This is a genomic window from Altererythrobacter sp. C41, from assembly GCF_016803135.1.
GTDB lineage: Bacteria > Pseudomonadota > Alphaproteobacteria > Sphingomonadales > Sphingomonadaceae > Pelagerythrobacter.
This window is the reverse complement of sequence record NZ_JAEVFE010000006.1, coordinates 150,970-166,503: the sequence shown is the minus strand read 5'-3', so window position 1 is coordinate 166,503 and position 15,534 is coordinate 150,970. Positions and strand designations below refer to the sequence as shown.

Here is a 15,534-nt window from a genome sequence, read left to right as displayed (position 1 = left end):
GCCTCCGCTTCCTTCAGCACGCCGATGATCTGCTCTTCCGAAAACCTCTTACGCTTCATCTCGTCCGTCCTTCCATCAGGGCCGGACTCTAATCGAACGTGGAGGAAAATCAGGGGGTCAGGTCACCACTTCCCACTTTCGTTCAGCAGCGTGGAAGCGGTAGTGCGAAGCCCATGAGCGGTGATCTCGCCAGTTCCATAACCCATCCGCCGGAACGCCTGATTGATCGTATTCTCGCTCATCGGGCGACGTGAAGTGTGGAACGCCGGGAACATGAGGCCTTTGGGTCCGGTCAGAGAATGTAGCTCGGCAAAGTAGTCGAGCACCTGGCGTGAAAGAGGGATCGCGTGAGGCCGGCGCATTTTCATGCGTTCGGGCGGAATCGTCCAAACGGCCTTTTCGACATTCACCTCCGACCACTCCGCCCTTCGAAGTTCGCCTGGGCGGGTCATCACGTGTGGCGAAATCTGCATCGCGAGGCGCGTGATCGCATTGCCTGAATAAGCGTCGATCGACCGCAAGAGTTCTCCGAACGCTTCGGGTTCGATGATAGCGCTGTGATGGGTCACCTTTGGTGCGACCAATGCACCGCGCAGGATCGCAGTCGGATCGTTCTCGCCGCGACCGGTCGCCGCGGCATAGCGAAAAACGCGGCTTGCAAATGAACGGCAACGGCGCGCCGTTTCATGCTTCCCTCGCGCCTCGACGCGTTTCAGCGCAGCTAAAACATCGACTGGCGTCAGTTCAGCGATCGGGCGCCGCGAGATCGGGGCTAGTTGCTCAAGAAGCCAATTCGCCTTCGACGTTGTGGCCACCGCACGGCCGTCAGCGACCATCTTGTCGATGTACTCCTTGGCGATCTCGCCAAACGTATTGGCTGCGCTGAACTGAGCAGTGAGCTTCTCCCTCTGGCGCTCTGCCGACGGATCGACGCCGTCTCTGATCTGTTGCCGCGCTTCGTCCCGCTTCCGGCGAGCCTCGGCGAGACCGACTTCAGGATAAACGCCCAACGCAAGGCGCTTCTCCTTACCCGCGTGGCGATACTTCAAGCGCCAGAGCTTGGAGCCGCCCGGCCGGACTTCGATATACAAGCCGCGCTCATCAGCGCGTTTGTATGCACGGCTGCCTGGCTTGAGATTGCGAAGCTCAACATTGGTAAGTGGCATAATCCCTCATCCCGAATCGTTCTCCTTGGACCGGGAAGGCGCCCTGCCAAATCACCCACGGCACGTGGGGGCATCGCCAAAAGTGGGGGCATTGTGCCCCCACCGGTGCCCCCAATTCGGGTAGGATTGCCTGAGATCAGCTCAGACGCCTTCAGACCGGAACAAGCGAAAAATGGCAGAATTCCGCCGTTTTGTCGACCATTTTGGGATGTTGGGAGAAGAACAGATGGTGCCCAGAAGAGGACTCGAACCTCCACGCCCTTGCGAGCGCCGCCACCTGAAGACGGTGCGTCTACCAATTCCGCCATCTGGGCACACTGGCGATCCGGATCGTCGCGGTCCGGTTCGCGGGTAGGGGCGCGCCACTAGCGAAGGGGCGGGGGCCTTGTCAACGATTTCGAGGCGGTTGCGGGACGGGGCGCGTTGAGGCAAGGCGGGGCCAGATTCGCGAAACCGAAAAATGAACGGCACGAGGCAATGGCGGCACACGATCCCCTCAACGACAGGCTGAATGGCAAGCTGGTCGCGATGACCGGCGGCAGCGGCTTCTTCGGCCGGCATGTCGCGCAGGCACTGCTCGAGCGCGGGGCGCGACTGCGGATCGCGAGTCGCCGGCCGCAGAAGGCGTTTTCGCTCAAGCCGCTCGCCCAGCTGGGCCAGATCGAGTTCATGCCGTGCGACGTGCGCGATCCGGACAGCGCGGCCATGGCGGTGCGCGGGGCGGATGCCGTGGTGAACCTCGTCGCGTCGTTCGAAGGCGACCTCAAGAAGCTGATCTGCGGCGGCGCGCGCAATGTAGCCCGGGCCGCACGCGATGCCGGTGCGGGCGCCATGGTCCATATCAGCGCAATCGGTGCCGACGCCGGATCGCCTGCCGAATACGCGCAGGCGAAGGCGCTGAGCGAAGAAGAGGTTCTCGCCGCCTTCCCCGGCGCGACCATCCTGCGCCCATCGCTGCTGTTCGCGGAGGACGAAGGCTTCGTGCAGATGCTCGCCGGGCTGATCTCCACTCTGCCCGTGCTGCCGGTCTTCGCGCCGCAGGCGAAGCTGCAACTCCTGTTCGTGGACGACGCGGCCGATGCGGTTGCGGCAGCGCTGGCCGATCCGGGCAAGCACGGCGGCAAGACCTACGAGATCGCGGGACCCGAGGCGATCGGGATGATGGACCTGCACGAGCGGATCGCCGCGGCGCAGGGGCGCGAGCGGCACTTCATCGCCATGCCCGACGCCCTGTCCGCCCTGTTCGCCGCTCTGCCGGGCACGCCGATGAACGGCGACCAGTGGTGCCTGCTCAAGCAGGGCAATGTGCCTTCGGGCGGGCATCCGGGCCTCGACAAGCTGGGGGTGCAGCCGCGCCCGCTGGGTCTGTTCCTCGATCGGTGGATGGTCCGTTACCGCAAGCACGGTCGCTTTTCTGACCGCACGCGCGGCGCAGTCTAGGCTTCGCGCGGGGGCGGGACCTCTTCCTTCGCCAGCAGCGTCACAGGTTCGACCAGCAGGATCGATCCGTCGCTGCCGATGATGCGCACGCGCGCGCCAACGGCGACGTCGGGACCGCGTGCCAGCCATTCGCTGTCGCCGTGGCGGATGCGTCCGCTGCCCCCGTCGAACGCCTGGGTCACCACGGCGGTCTCCCCCACCAGACGTCCGCCGCGCTTGTTGAGCAGCGGATCGGCGCCGACGATCGGCTTGTCGCGCAGGAAGCGGCGGGCGGAGAAGGCGAAGATCAGCGCGAGGAAGACGAAGTCGATCACTTGCGCGGCGAGCCCGAGATCGAGCAGGTAGGTCAGCGCCCCGGTGACGATCGCCGCGGCGGCGAGCCAGATGAGATAGACCCCGGGCACCAGGAGCTCGAGCGCCGCGAGCGCGAGCCCGAGCGTGATCCAGATCCAGTGGGGATCGAAGCTGTCGAGCCCGTCCACGGGCTACCCCTGGCGCTCGCCGCTGCGCGGCACGCTCGCTCGCGGAACGCGTTCGCGCCGCTGGGGCAGCGGGGTCCCGGTGTCGAGGGGGGGTGTCGTGACCGTGCCGTCCGGCGGGCTCACCGCATCGCGCACGAGTTCACCGATCCCGCCGAGCGAACCGATGAGCTGCGTCGCTTCCACCGGGAACAGGATCGTCTTGGCATTGGGGCTAGTGGCGAACTTGCCGACCGCCTTGGTATATTCCTGCGCGATGAAGTAATTAATCGCGGCATTCCCGCTCTCGGAAATCGCGTCGGAAACCATCTGGGTCGCCCGCGCTTCCGCCTCGGCGGCACGCTCGCGCGCCTCTGCGTCGCGGAAAGCGGCTTCCTTCTTGCCTTCGGCGGACAGGATGGCGCTCTGCTTCTCGCCCTCGGCGCGCAGGATGCGGCTCGCCCGGTCGCCTTCGGCCTCGAGGATTTCGGCGCGCTTGACGCGTTCGGCCTTCATCTGCCGCGCCATCGCCTCGGAAATGTCGAGCGGCGGGCGGATGTCCTTGATCTCGACACGCGTGATCTTCACCCCCCCAGGGCGAGGTCGCATGGTCGACCACGCTGAGCAGCCGGGCGTTGATCTCGTCGCGCTTCGACAGCGTCTCGTCGAGGTCCATCGAGCCCATCACGGTGCGCAGGTTGGTGGTCGTGAGCGCCATGATCGCGGCGTAGAGATTGTGCACCTCGTACGCCGCCTTGCCGGCATCGAGCACCTGGAAGAACACCACCGCGTCGACCCCGACCATGGCGTTGTCCTTCGTGATGATCTCCTGTCCCGGGATGTCGAGCACCTGCTCCATCATGTTCACCTTCCGCCCCACGCGGTCGATGAACGGGACGATCAGGTGCAGGCCGGGCTCGGCCGCCAGAGTGAACTTGCCGAACCGCTCGATCGTGTAGACGAAGCCCTGCTTAACGACGCGCACCGCCATCAGCAGGAATATCACCGCCAGCACCAGCAGCATTATCAGGGCGATACCCATCGATGTCCTTCCCCTCGTTTGCGCTTATCGTATCAGCGGGCCGGACCGGGGCAAGCGAAACCGCAAGGCGCCGTGCCTCCTCCATGCGTTACTTTTCGGCAAGGATTGCGCTCTAGCGTGCCGGCAAAGGTATGAGCTCGGGGGCGCGCGTGATCGAGGTCGAGATCCAGAACGAAACGCACCAGACGCAGGAACGCCTGCGGTTCGCCTCGGTCCCGCGCATCGGCGAAGGTATCCGTCTGCGCGAGCCCGACGGGTGCTGGGCCTCCTACGACGTGCTCGACGTGTGGTATCAGAAGGCCGAGTTCGGCGACGTCTGGATGCCCTACCTCCACGTCTGCATGACGCCAGACGAGCAGCCCGCCGCAGCGCTCCAGCCTGCGCCCCCGTTCTTCGCCGAGCCGCGCTCGCCCGCTTGGGGCGAGGAGGAGGTGCCGCCATTCACGGGCTGATCAAACGCACTCCGCCGCCGGCGAACAAGGCAGGTGAGCCGACCGCACCTCGGCCGGACGCCGAAGCCGCGTCCGCGCAACGGATCGTGGAAGATGCCAAGGCCGCCTACGCCGCCCGGCCCGTCCAGGCACGCGTCCGCCACCGCTGCCTGGTGGTCGACGATTCGCGCATGATCCGCAAGGTGGCCCGCCGTATCGTCGAGGATCTCGGCTTCGAAGCGGCCGAGGCGGAAAACGGCGAGGAAGCGCTTGCCCGGTGCAAGGCGTCAATGCCCGATCTGATCCTGCTCGACTGGAACATGCCGGTGATGAGCGGGATAGAATTCGTCACCCGCCTGCGCGCGCTCCCCGCCGACCACGCGCCGCGCGTGGTGTTCTGCACGTCGAACTCGGATACGGTCGACATTCATCAGGGGATCGAGGCCGGGGCCGACGAATATGTGATCAAGCCTTTCGACGAGGCGGCCCTGCGGGGGAAGCTGCGCAATATCGGGATGGCCTAAGCGGAGCGGCGGCGACCGCATCGTTCCGCCGCCCCCTCACCGGTCCCCACCAAATCATCGAAGGGCCCGGGACGTCAGCCTAAGGCTTGCCGGTAAAGCTCCAGCAGGTTCGTCCACGCACGTTCGGCTTCCGCTTCGACATAGGCGGGGGCATCGGGCACGGTCCAGCCGTGATCGCCGGCATAGACCTCGATCTCGGCCGGGCGGCCCGCCGCCTCGGCGGCTTTGCGCAGGACGTCCTTGGTCTCGGGCGCCTCGGCATCGTCGTCCTGCGCGATCGCGATCAGGTAGCTGGCCTCGGTCCGGTCGAACAAGTTGTGCGGGCTCATCGGATTGTCGCCGCGCACCAGGCCGCCGCCGTGGAAGCTGGCCGCCGCGCGCACCCGCGCGGCCACCGCCGCGGCGGTCCATACGGTGAAAGGCCCGCCCATGCAGTAGCCCTGCGTGCCCACGCCGCGTGCGCTGTCGACCGTTTCCTGCTCGTCGAACCAGGCGACCGCGGCCGTCGCATCGCGCATGATCGCCGCGGCATCGAGCTTCTCGCGCCAGGGGCCGACCTTCTTGAAGCCGCCGTTGGCAGCGAAGTCGGCGAAGTCCTCGAACTGCTGGCCGGCGGCGTCGCGGTAGTAGGGATTGGCGACGAGCACCGCATAGCCCTGCCCTGCCAGGCGGCGGGCCATGTTGCGCTTCGCCTCGCGAATACCGCCGATATCGGGCCAGAACAGGACAGCCGGCGCCGAACCGGAAACCGGGTGGACGAAAAAGCCGTCCATCGTCCCGTCGGCGGTCTCGAAGCTGACGCTCTCTTCCGCGAGCTTCGGCAGGGCCACCCCCTGCGAGTTCGACTCCGCCGGCGTGCACGCAGCCAGCGCGGCCATGCCGCCAAGTGCGCCGAATTGCCGGCGGCTCAGCCCCTCGCGCGCCCAGCGGGCAAGTTTCTCCTCATCGCACATGATCGCGTCTCCCAATCGCCTGTCTCCATGGTGCGCGCGGAGCGCGGGACATGCAAGCTGAACGCGATTGGGTGCCGGCGTGACGCGTGGTAGGTTGCCGACAAGGACTGATTCTCACCGGGAGAGACCTTCATGAACGAACAGACGACGATCAGCCGCGAACAGCTCGAGTATTCGCAGGCCGCCAAGGATTTCCTCGCGCGCAAGCCGCAGCTCTTCATCGGCGGCGAATGGGTGGACAGCACCCACGGCAAGGCGCTCATGGTGGAGGACCCCTCGTGCGGCCGTGCCGTGGCGCAGATCGTCGATGCCTCGGACGCCGATGTCGACCGTGCCGTTTCCGCGGCGCGCATCGCGTTCGACGACGGGCGCTGGTCCGACCTGCCGCCGATGAAGCGCGAGGCGGCGATCCATCAGCTCGCCAACCTGATCCAGCGCGACGCCGACCTGCTTTCCGAGCTGGAGGCGATCGACAACGGCAAGCCCAAGACGATGGCGCGTGCGGTCGACGTCAACGGCGCGATCTCGATGCTGCACTATCACGCCGGCTGGGCGAGCAAGCTGGGCGGCGAGATGATCGAGCCCGCCAACGCGCCGCGCGGGGTGTTCCACAGCTACACCCGGCGCGAGCCGGTCGGCGTGGCGGCGCAGATCGTGCCGTGGAACTTCCCGCTGCTAATGGCGGTGCAGAAGATCGCACCCGCGCTCGCGGCCGGCTGCACGCTGGTGCTCAAACCCGCGGAGCAGACGAGCCTCACCGCGCTCAAGCTGGCCGATCTGGTGGCCGAGGCGGGGTTCCCGGCAGGAACGGTCAACATCGTCACCGGTCTCGGCGAGACGGCGGGCGACCGGCTGGTGCGCCATCCAGATGTCGACAAGGTCGCCTTCACCGGCTCGACCGAAGTGGGCAAGATCATCAACCGCACCGCGACCGACAGCCTCAAGCGCGTCACGCTCGAGCTCGGCGGCAAGAGCCCGGTGATCGTGCTGCCCGACATGGACCCGGCGGTCGCCGCGGGCGGCGCGGCCAATGCGATCTTCTTCAACTCCGGCCAGGTCTGCGTCGCCGGCAGCCGGCTCTACGCCCACCGCGACGTGTTCGACCGGCTGATCGAGGGTATCGCCGAGACTGCCCCGGCTTGGGCCCCGCGCCCGAGCCTCGACCCGCAGGCGCGCATGGGCCCGCTGGTCAGCCACGAGCAGTTCGAGCGCGTCATGGGCTATATCGAGGCGGGCAAGAAGGACGGCGCGAGCGTCGCCATGGGCGGCGATGCGGCGCCTTCGAACGGCGGCTACTACGTCAACCCGACCGTGCTGGTCGACGTGAACCCGAGCATGAGCGTGGTGCAGGAGGAGATCTTCGGCCCCGTCGTCGTCGCGCAGCGGTTCGACGATCTCGACGATGTCGCGAAGCAGGCCAACGATACGCTCTACGGCCTCGGCGCCGGGATCTGGACGCGCGATGTCGGCGCGTTCCACAAGCTCGCCGCGAAGATCAAGTCGGGCACCGTCTGGGGCAATTGCCACTCGATGCTCGACAGCGCCCTGCCCTTCGGCGGCTACAAGCAGTCGGGCATCGGCCGTGAGCTCGGCAGCGAGGGCGTGAAGGCCTATACCGAGCTCAAGACGGTGATGCTACAGCTTTGAGACCGGGCTCCGTCATCCCCGCACCCGCTGGAATGACGGACGGTCGGGCTGATCGGATCCTGAGCCTATCCTTTGAACACCACCGTCCGCGCGCCGTTGAGCAAGACGCGGTCCTCGAGGTGCAACCGCACCCCCTCGGCCAGCACGCGGCTTTCGATGTCGCGGCCCTTGCGGACGAGCTCGTCCGGGCTGTCGGCGTGGGTGATCGGCTCGACGTCCTGATGGATGATCGGGCCTTCGTCGAGATCGGCGGTGACGTAGTGGGCGGTGGCGCCGATCATCTTCACGCCGCGCGCATGGGCCTGGTGATAGGGCCGCGCGCCCTTGAACCCCGGCAGGAATGAGTGGTGGATATTGATGCAGCGCCCCGCGAAATGCGCGGCCTGCTCGTCCGAAAGGATCTGCATGTAGCGCGCGAGGACGATGAGTTCGGCCTGCGTCTCCTCCGCGATCGCGCGGACCTGCGCTTCCTGCGCCGCCTTGGTCTCGGCGGTCACCGGCAGATGGTGGAACGGGATTTCGCCGATATGCGTGTGGCTGATCGCCTCGCGCGGGTGGTTGGAGACGATCGCCACCGGGTCCATCGGCAGCTCCCCGATGCGCCAGCGGTAGAGCAGGTCGGCGAGGCAGTGATCGAACTTGCTGACCATCAGCAGCACGCGGCGCGGCCGGTCGCGGCGGGCGAGCTTCCACTGCATCCCGAACGCGTCGGCGAGCGGGATGAAATCGGTGCGCAGCTCCTCGCGTCCGGTCGCGCCCGGATCGAAGGCGACGCGCATGAAGAAGGCGCCGCCTTCCTGATCGTTGAACTGCTGCGCTTCGAGGATATTGCCGCCGCGCTCGAACAGGAAGCTCGTCACCTGCGCGGTGATGCCGGGCCGGTCGGCGCAGCCGAGCGTGAGGATGAGCGGTTCGACCATGTCAGCGCCGGGTAAGCGCGTCCTCGCATTCCGCCATCAGCGTGGCGACGATCTGCGCGACCGGCTCTTCCTCTTTCACCATGCCTACCGACTGGCCCGCCATCAGGCTCCCGCCCTCGACATCGCCGTCGATCACCGCGCGGCGCAGGGCGCCGGCCCAGTAGTGCTCGATCTGAAGCTGCGCTTCGCCCATCACCACTTCCTCGCGGTCGAGCATGCCGGCGACTTCGATCTGCTTGGCGGTGAACGCCTCGGTGCCCTTGTTCTTGAGCGCGCGCACCGGGATCACCGGGAGGCGCGGGTCGACCTGGACGCTGGCGACCGCATCGCGCGCGCTGGCGCGGAAGAACGCCTTCTTGAACTCGGGATGCGCGATGCTCTCGGTCGCGCAGGCGAAGCGCGTGCCGAGCTGGACGCCCGCCGCGCCCATTTCGAGGTAGCCGGCGATCGCCTGCCCCTTGCCGATCCCGCCGGCGACGAAGACCAGGTGCTCCCCGGCCAGCTCGGGCAGGATCTCCTGCGCCAGCACGCTGGTCGAGACCGGGCCGATATGGCCGCCGGCCTCCATTCCCTCGATCACCAGCGCATCGGCGCCCGAGCGGAGCAGCTTCTTCGCCAGCGCCAGCGTCGGCGCGAAGCAGATCACCTTGGCCGGGTTCGCTCCGCCCTTGATCGCCTCGACGCTACCCTTGGGCGGAATGCCGCCGGCGAGCACGACATGGCCGACGCCGTGCTTGCCGCAAACCTCGATCAGATCGAAGAGCTGCGGGTGCATGGTGATGAGATTCACCCCGAAGGGCCGATCAGTCATCGCCTTGGTCGCCGCGATCTCGGCATCGAGCAACTCGGGCGTCATCGCGCCGCAGGCGATCACGCCGAAGCCGCCCGCGTTGCTGATGGCTGAGACGAGATTGCGCTCGGAAACCCAGCTCATCGCGCCGCACAGGATCGCGGTTTCGCAGCCGAGGAAGTCGGTGCCGCGCTGCATCAGGCGGCGTGTCTTGGGATAGTCCATCGCGGGCGCGCTTAGGCGCACGGCCCCGAGGCGGCAAGAGGGCTCGGCGCGACGGGCGGCGCAGCGGGCGGGAACCCAAGCGCCGCGGACCCGTCGTTCCGACAGGAGAAAGCACGGCCAGATGATCGCTTTCGTCGATGAGGCTGACAGGACTTAATTGCTTTGTCCGATTGTCGTGCGGGCGTAGCCTTCGCCTGCAACGACTCACACGATCGGGACTTCCGGGCAACGAACGGGGCCGGTCGAAAATCAGGAGGATGCCAAAATGGACGCAGCAACTGGTTCGATGTCGGGGGGCGGCTGCCCTTTCAACGGCGACGGCGGGGTCCGGGCCTTGCTCGGGCGCACCAACAAGGACTGGTGGCCCGATGCGCTGCCGCTGGAGATTCTGCTCGTCAACGGCTCACCCGACCCGCTGGGCGAGGATTTCGATTATGCCGAGGCGTTCAACGCGATCGACTATCAGGCGCTGAAGCAAGACCTCACGGCGCTGATGACCGATTCCAAACCCTGGTGGCCGGCGGACTATGGCCACTACGGTCCGTTCTTCATCCGCATGGCCTGGCACGCGGCCGGCACCTATCGCACCGGGGACGGGCGCGGCGGCGCGAGTAGCGGGCAGCAGCGTTTCGCGCCGCTCAACTCCTGGCCCGACAACGGCAACCTCGACAAGGCCCGCCGCCTGCTGTGGCCGGTGAAGCAGAAGTACGGCCGGAACCTGAGCTGGGCCGACCTGTTCATCCTCGCCGGCAATGTCGCGATCGAATCGATGGGCGGCCCGACCCTCGGCTTCGGCGGCGGCCGCAGGGACGTGTTCGAGGCCGAACGCGACATCTACTGGGGCGGCGAGGACCTGTGGGTCAACGAAGGTGTGCCGACGCGTATCCGGCCCGAGGAAGAAGTCGATCTCGAAAGCCCGCTGGCGGCAATCCAGATGGGGCTGATCTACGTCAATCCCGAAGGCCCGGGCGGCGATCCCGATCCGCTCGGCTCCGCGCGCGACATCAAGGTCACGTTCGAGCGCATGGCGATGAATCACGAGGAGACCGTCGCGCTCACGGCCGGCGGACACACGTTCGGCAAGTGCCACGGCGCGGGCGATCCGAGCCTGCTCGACGTTGCGCCCGAGGCGGCCGACATCGCGCTCCAGGGCCTGGGCTGGGCGTCGAGCTACGAAAGCGGCTTCGGCCCGCACGCGATCACCTCGGGTCTGGAGGGGTCATGGACCAACACCCCGACCGAGTGGACGAAGAACTATTTTCGCCTGCTGCTCGACTACGAATACGAGCTGGTGACCTCGCCTGCCGGGGCCAAGCAGTGGCAGCCGATCGACCAGAAGGAAGAGGACATGGCGCCTGACGCGCACGATCCTTCCCGCAAGGTCCCGACGATGATGACCACCGCGGACATGGCGCTCAAGATGGACCCGGAATTCCGCAAGATCAGCGAGAAGTTCCGCGACGATCACGAGGCATTCCAGGATGCCTGGGCCCGCGCCTGGTTCAAGCTGACCCACCGCGACATGGGTCCAAAGTGCCGCTACCTTGGCCCCGAGGTTCCGAACGAAGACATGATCTGGCAGGACCCGATCCCGGCCGGCACGATGCCCTCGCAGGGCGATGTCGCGGCGTTCAAGGCCAAGATCCTCGACGCCGGGTTCTCCATCGGAGAACTTGTCCGGGCGGCGTGGTATTCGGCGTCCACCTTCCGCAAGAGCGATCACCGGGGCGGCGCCAACGGCGCGCGCATCTGCCTCGAACCACAGAAGGGCTGGGCCGCCAACGAACCGGCGCTGCTCGATCGCGTTCTGGCCAAGATCGACGAGCTGCGCGGCGGCCTCTCGATGGCGGACGCGATCGTCCTAGCCGGCACGGCGGCGGTCGAAAAGGCGGCAGGCGATGCCGGGTTCGACGTCGAGGTGCCGTTCACCGGCGGCCGCGGCGATGCGACGCAGGAATGGACCGACGTCGAGAGCTTCGCCCCGCTCGAACCCTTCGCCGATGCGTTCCGCAACTACCTGCGGACCAAGAGCAACGTGCGGACCGAGGAGCTGATGCTCGATCGCGCCTCGCTGCTCGGTCTCTCGACGCCCGAGATGACCGTGTTGCTCGGCGGGCTGCGCGTGCTCGGGGCCAACTTCGAGGATCGCCCGCACGGCGTGTTCACGGACCGCAAGGGCCAGCTCACCAACGACTTCTTCGTCAACCTGCTCGACATGGACACCGTCTGGGAAGTGGTCGACGCGACCGGGGATGAGGAGTTCATCGGCTACGACCGCGGCGGGCGGCAGGAGAAGTGGAAGGCGACCCGCGCCGACCTGATCTTCGGCTCCAATTCGCAGCTTCGCGCCACGGCCGAAGTCTACGCCGAGCGCGGGCACGAGGAAAAGTTCGTGCGCGACTTCGTGAAGGCCTGGACCAAGGTGATGAACGCCGACCGCTGCGATCTCACCTATGCGAAGTATCACCAAAAGGCGGCCTGACCCCTTGAGGCCTGCCTTCGGAGAGCCCCCGGCAGCAATGCCGGGGGCTCTTTCGCATGCGGCGAGATCGCGTTTAGCACGCTGAAAAGGGGCTGGACTTTCGCGGGGTCGAGGCGGACAGAACGCGCCAGTATCGTTCTACAGGGGAGACTGTCCGTGACCCGCCGTACCATCCTGCTCGCCGCCGCTTCGCTCGGCGCCCTGTCCCTTTCCGCCACTCAGGCGAGTGCCGACGAAGGCATGTGGACCTTCGACGGGTTCCCAGCCGAACAGGTCCGCGAAACCTACGGCTGGGCGCCCGATCAGGCCTGGCTCGACAAGGTCCGCAATTCCGCCGTGCGGTTGACCGGCGGCTGCTCGGCCAGCTTCGTTTCGCCCGAAGGCCTGATCCTGACCAACCATCATTGCGTGGCAAGCTGCCTCTACGACAATTCGACCGACGCGATGGACTATCTCGATGCGGGATTCACCGCCTCGCGCCGCGAGGACGAACTGCCCTGCCCCGGCCAGCAGGCCGAAGTCGTGACCGCGATCACCGACGTGACCGCGCAAGTGATGGATGCGATCGGCGAGTCGACCGGAGAGGCGCTGACCAAGGCGCGCGACGCGAAGATCGCCGAACTCGAATCCGCCGGCTGCACGGATCAGGAGACCACGCGCTGCCAGGTCGTGACGCTGTTCGGCGGCGGACAGTACAAGCTCTACACCTACCGCAAGTATTCGGACGTGCGCCTCGCCTGGGCGCCCGAGGACCGCGCGGCAACGTTCGGCGGCGATCCGGACAACTTCAACTTCCCGCGCTACTCGCTCGATGCCTCGTTCCTGCGCGCCTACGAGAATGGCGAGCCGGTCGAGACGCCCAGCCATCTCGACTGGAACCCCCGCGCACCGGAGGAAGGCGAGATCACCTTCGTCGTCGGCAACCCCGGCTCGACGAGCCGCCTGTTCACGCAGAGCCAGCTCGCGTTCGAGCGGGAAGTGCGCCTGCCGGTCACCGTCGCGACGATGAGCGAACTGCGCGGCCGTGTGATCCGCGCGATGGACGAAAGCCCCGATCATGCGCGCGAAGGGCTCGATCTGCTGTTCGGGCTGGAAAACAGCCTCAAGGTCTACATCGGGCGGATGAAGGCGCTCAACGATCCGGCGTTCACCGGCAAGCTCGCCGCGGCGGAACAGGAACTCAAGGCGAAGAGCGCGGGCAATGCCGAGATCGGCGACCCCTGGGGCACGGTCGATCAGGCAATGGACGCCTACCGCGCGCTCTATTTCCCGCTGCGCTTCACCCAGCCTTCGGGCGACCTCTATGGCTATGCGCAGACGCTGGTTTTCGCCGCGCAGGAACGCGCCAAGCCCAATGCCGAGCGCCTGCCCGGCTATACCGACAGCGCGCTGCCGCTGACGCAAAAGCGCCTGCTTGACGAGCGGCCGGTCTATCCCTGGGTCGACGAGCTGATGATGGAATGGAGCCTGTCGAAGGCGCGCGAATATCTCGGCGTGGACGATCCGGATTCGAAGCTGCTGCTGGGCAAGGAAAGCCCCGAGCAGCTTGCCGAGCGGCTGGTGAGCGGCACGCGGCTGGCCGACCCCGCCTATCGCCAGCAGCTCTGGGAAGGCGGGCTCGCTGCGATCGAGGCGTCGGACGACCCGATGATCCAGTACGCGCTCAAGCTCGCGCCGCGCCAGCGTGAGCTCAAGGCGCTGTCCGACGCGCAGTATTCGGGCCCGCTCGCCGCGGCCGGTGCCAGGCTCGCCGATGCGCGCTTCGCCGCCTATGGCGATGCGCTCTATCCCGACGCAACCTTCACGCTGCGCATCAGCTACGGCCAGGTGAAGGGCTGGACCGAGCGCGGAAACGAAGTGCCGATCCGCACCACCATGGGCGGCACGTTCGAGCGCGCGACCGGCAACCCGCCCTTCGACCTCGCGCCGGCCTTCGCGGCGAACGAAGCGAAGATCGACAAGAATACGACCTACGACTTCGTGACCACGAACGACATCATCGGCGGCAATTCGGGCAGTCCGGTGATCGACAAGGCGGGCACGGTGATCGGAACCGCATTCGACGGGAACATCCACTCCCTGGGCGGCAATTACGGCTACGACGGCACCCTCAACCGGACGGTAGCGGTCTCCACCGCGGCCGTGCAGGAAGCGCTCGAGACGATCTATCCCGCGCCCGCGCTGGTGAAGGAACTCGCCGGAGAGTGATTGCGAGAAGGCGGGGCCGCAGCGCCCCGCCCGCTCAGCCGTAGGTGATCCGCACTTTGCCCGCCGCCTCGGCTGCAACGCGGCGCGCGGCATCGGTGTCGCCGGCGCTCGCCAGGGCGACGCCCATGCGGCGATAGGGACGCGAAGTGGGCTTGGCGAAGATCCGCAGGTCGACGGTGCCGCCCGGCACCGCCAGCGCCTCCGCCAGTCCGTCGTAGCCGAGCGCCTCGCTGTCGCGATCGGCCAGGATCACCGCGCTTGCCGAGGGCCGTGCGCGGATCGGCGCCGGGATCGGCAACCCCATGATCGCGCGGGCGTGGAGATCGAACTCGCTGAGGTTCTGGCTCGCCAGCGTGACCATGCCGGTGTCATGCGGGCGCGGGCTGAGCTCGGAGAAGATCACGTCCTCCCCGCGGACGAAGAACTCGACCCCGAAAATGCCGTAGCCACCGAGATCATCGACCACTTTCGCGGCCATGTCCTGCGCGGCCGCCAGCGCGGCGTCGGACATCGCGATCGGCTGCCAGCTTTCCATGTAGTCGCCGCGTTCCTGCCGGTGGCCGATCGGCGGGCAGAACAGCACACCGTCCCTCGTCCGTACGGTCAGCAGCGTGATCTCGTAGTCGAAATCGACGAACTCCTCGACGATCACCCGGCGCCGGTCACCGCGCATACTGGCGACGGCATACTCCCAGGCGGCCTGGAGTCCGGCCGCATCCTCGACCTTGCTCTGGCCTTTGCCGGACGAGGACATGACCGGCTTGATCACGCAGGGAAAGCCGGCATGCGCCGCGCCCGCGTGCACCTCCTCGAGCGATTCGGCATAGCGGTAGCGGGACGTCGCGAGCCCGAGTTCCTCCGCCGCGACATCGCGGATGCGGTCGCGGTTCATGGTGAGCTGGGTCGCGCGGGCGGAGGGGACCACATGGAATCCCTCGGCCTCCAGTTCGATCAGCGTCTCCGTGCGGATCGCCTCGATCTCGGGCACGACATAGTCCGGCCGATGCTTCTCGACCGCCGCGCGCAGCGCCGCGCCATCGAGCATCGAGAAGACCTCGCGCGCGTCGGCAAGCTGCATCGCGGGCGCGTGGTCGTAGGCGTCGCAGGCGACGACATAAGCGCCGAGCCGCTTGGCCGAGATCGTGAACTCGCGCCCGAGCTCGCCCGATCCAAGGAGGAGAATCTTCGCAGTGAAAGCCATGCGCAGCTCTTAGCGGCAATGCGCCGGCGCAGCCAAGACCAACGGTG

General features: G+C 66.9%; 12 protein-coding genes, 1 tRNA gene and 1 pseudogene. 6 read left to right on the top strand and 8 right to left on the bottom strand.

Annotated features, from left to right (window positions below; translation table 11 throughout):
• Nucleotides 1-122: 122 nt before the first annotated feature.
• Nucleotides 123-1,166: a tyrosine-type recombinase/integrase gene (locus JNO53_RS11935; protein WP_203111395.1), complete on the bottom strand. Its 1,044-nt coding sequence runs from the start codon at nt 1,164-1,166 to the stop codon at nt 123-125.
• Between the two features lie 227 nt (nt 1,167-1,393).
• Nucleotides 1,394-1,480: transfer RNA gene (locus JNO53_RS11930), tRNA-Leu, on the bottom strand.
• A gap of 163 nt (nt 1,481-1,643) precedes the next feature.
• Between JNO53_RS11930 and JNO53_RS11925 the strand changes: the two genes are divergently transcribed.
• Nucleotides 1,644-2,606 (top strand): NAD(P)H-binding protein, encoded by a 963-nt coding sequence (locus JNO53_RS11925; protein ID WP_203111393.1) that lies wholly within the window; start codon nt 1,644-1,646, stop codon nt 2,604-2,606.
• Here the strand turns inward: JNO53_RS11925 and JNO53_RS11920 are convergent.
• Together JNO53_RS11920 and JNO53_RS11915 are read right to left on the bottom strand one after the other, a co-directional pair.
• Nucleotides 2,603-3,088, bottom strand: a complete 486-nt coding sequence (locus JNO53_RS11920) for an NfeD family protein (protein WP_203111391.1) — start codon at nt 3,086-3,088, stop codon at nt 2,603-2,605. The genes JNO53_RS11925 and JNO53_RS11920 overlap by 4 nt on opposite strands.
• A 3-nt stretch (nt 3,089-3,091) precedes the next feature.
• Nucleotides 3,092-4,106 (bottom strand): annotated as a pseudogene (locus JNO53_RS11915) (SPFH domain-containing protein).
• A 131-nt stretch (nt 4,107-4,237) separates the two neighbouring features.
• On the opposite strand from JNO53_RS11915, the gene JNO53_RS11910 reads away from it, so the two are divergent.
• Nucleotides 4,238-4,558, top strand: coding sequence for a hypothetical protein (locus tag JNO53_RS11910; RefSeq protein WP_238401863.1), 321 nt, complete (start codon nt 4,238-4,240; stop codon nt 4,556-4,558).
• 86 nt (nt 4,559-4,644) lie between these two features.
• On the top strand, nt 4,645-5,061 hold the full coding sequence (locus JNO53_RS11905; protein WP_338015348.1) for a response regulator: 417 nt from the start codon (nt 4,645-4,647) through the stop codon (nt 5,059-5,061).
• A 74-nt stretch (nt 5,062-5,135) separates the two neighbouring features.
• On the opposite strand, the gene JNO53_RS11900 is transcribed toward JNO53_RS11905, so the two are convergent.
• The gene (locus JNO53_RS11900; protein WP_203111445.1) at nt 5,136-6,014 is read right to left on the bottom strand and encodes a dienelactone hydrolase family protein; all 879 of its coding nucleotides are present in this window, start codon (nt 6,012-6,014) and stop codon (nt 5,136-5,138) included.
• 132 nt (nt 6,015-6,146) lie between these two features.
• Here JNO53_RS11900 and JNO53_RS11895 point away from each other — a divergent pair, with 132 nt between their 5' ends.
• Nucleotides 6,147-7,661 (top strand): aldehyde dehydrogenase family protein, encoded by a 1,515-nt coding sequence (locus JNO53_RS11895; RefSeq protein WP_203111388.1) that lies wholly within the window; start codon nt 6,147-6,149, stop codon nt 7,659-7,661.
• Nucleotides 7,662-7,726: 65 nt separating this feature from the next.
• Here JNO53_RS11895 and purU read toward each other — a convergent pair whose 3' ends face one another.
• Nucleotides 7,727-8,581 carry a formyltetrahydrofolate deformylase gene (gene purU, locus JNO53_RS11890; RefSeq protein WP_203111385.1) on the bottom strand — a complete coding sequence of 285 codons (855 nt, stop codon included), beginning with the start codon at nt 8,579-8,581 and terminating at the stop codon, nt 7,727-7,729.
• Between the two features lies 1 nt (nt 8,582).
• Nucleotides 8,583-9,596, bottom strand: a complete 1,014-nt coding sequence (locus JNO53_RS11885) for an NAD(P)H-dependent flavin oxidoreductase (RefSeq protein WP_238401862.1) — start codon at nt 9,594-9,596, stop codon at nt 8,583-8,585.
• 265 nt (nt 9,597-9,861) lie between these two features.
• On the opposite strand from JNO53_RS11885, the gene katG reads away from it, so the two are divergent.
• The gene (gene katG / locus JNO53_RS11880) at nt 9,862-12,078 is read left to right on the top strand and encodes a catalase/peroxidase HPI (protein ID WP_203111382.1); all 2,217 of its coding nucleotides are present in this window, start codon (nt 9,862-9,864) and stop codon (nt 12,076-12,078) included.
• Nucleotides 12,079-12,234: 156 nt separating this feature from the next.
• Entirely contained in the window at nt 12,235-14,286 is a 2,052-nt protein-coding gene (locus tag JNO53_RS11875; protein WP_338015347.1) for a S46 family peptidase, read from the top strand.
• Nucleotides 14,287-14,320: 34 nt separating this feature from the next.
• Here the strand turns inward: JNO53_RS11875 and purT are convergent, their stop codons facing one another.
• A complete protein-coding gene (purT, locus tag JNO53_RS11870) occupies nt 14,321-15,487 on the bottom strand; it encodes a formate-dependent phosphoribosylglycinamide formyltransferase (RefSeq protein WP_203111379.1) in 1,167 nt (388 codons plus the stop codon).
• Nucleotides 15,488-15,534 lie beyond the last annotated feature (47 nt).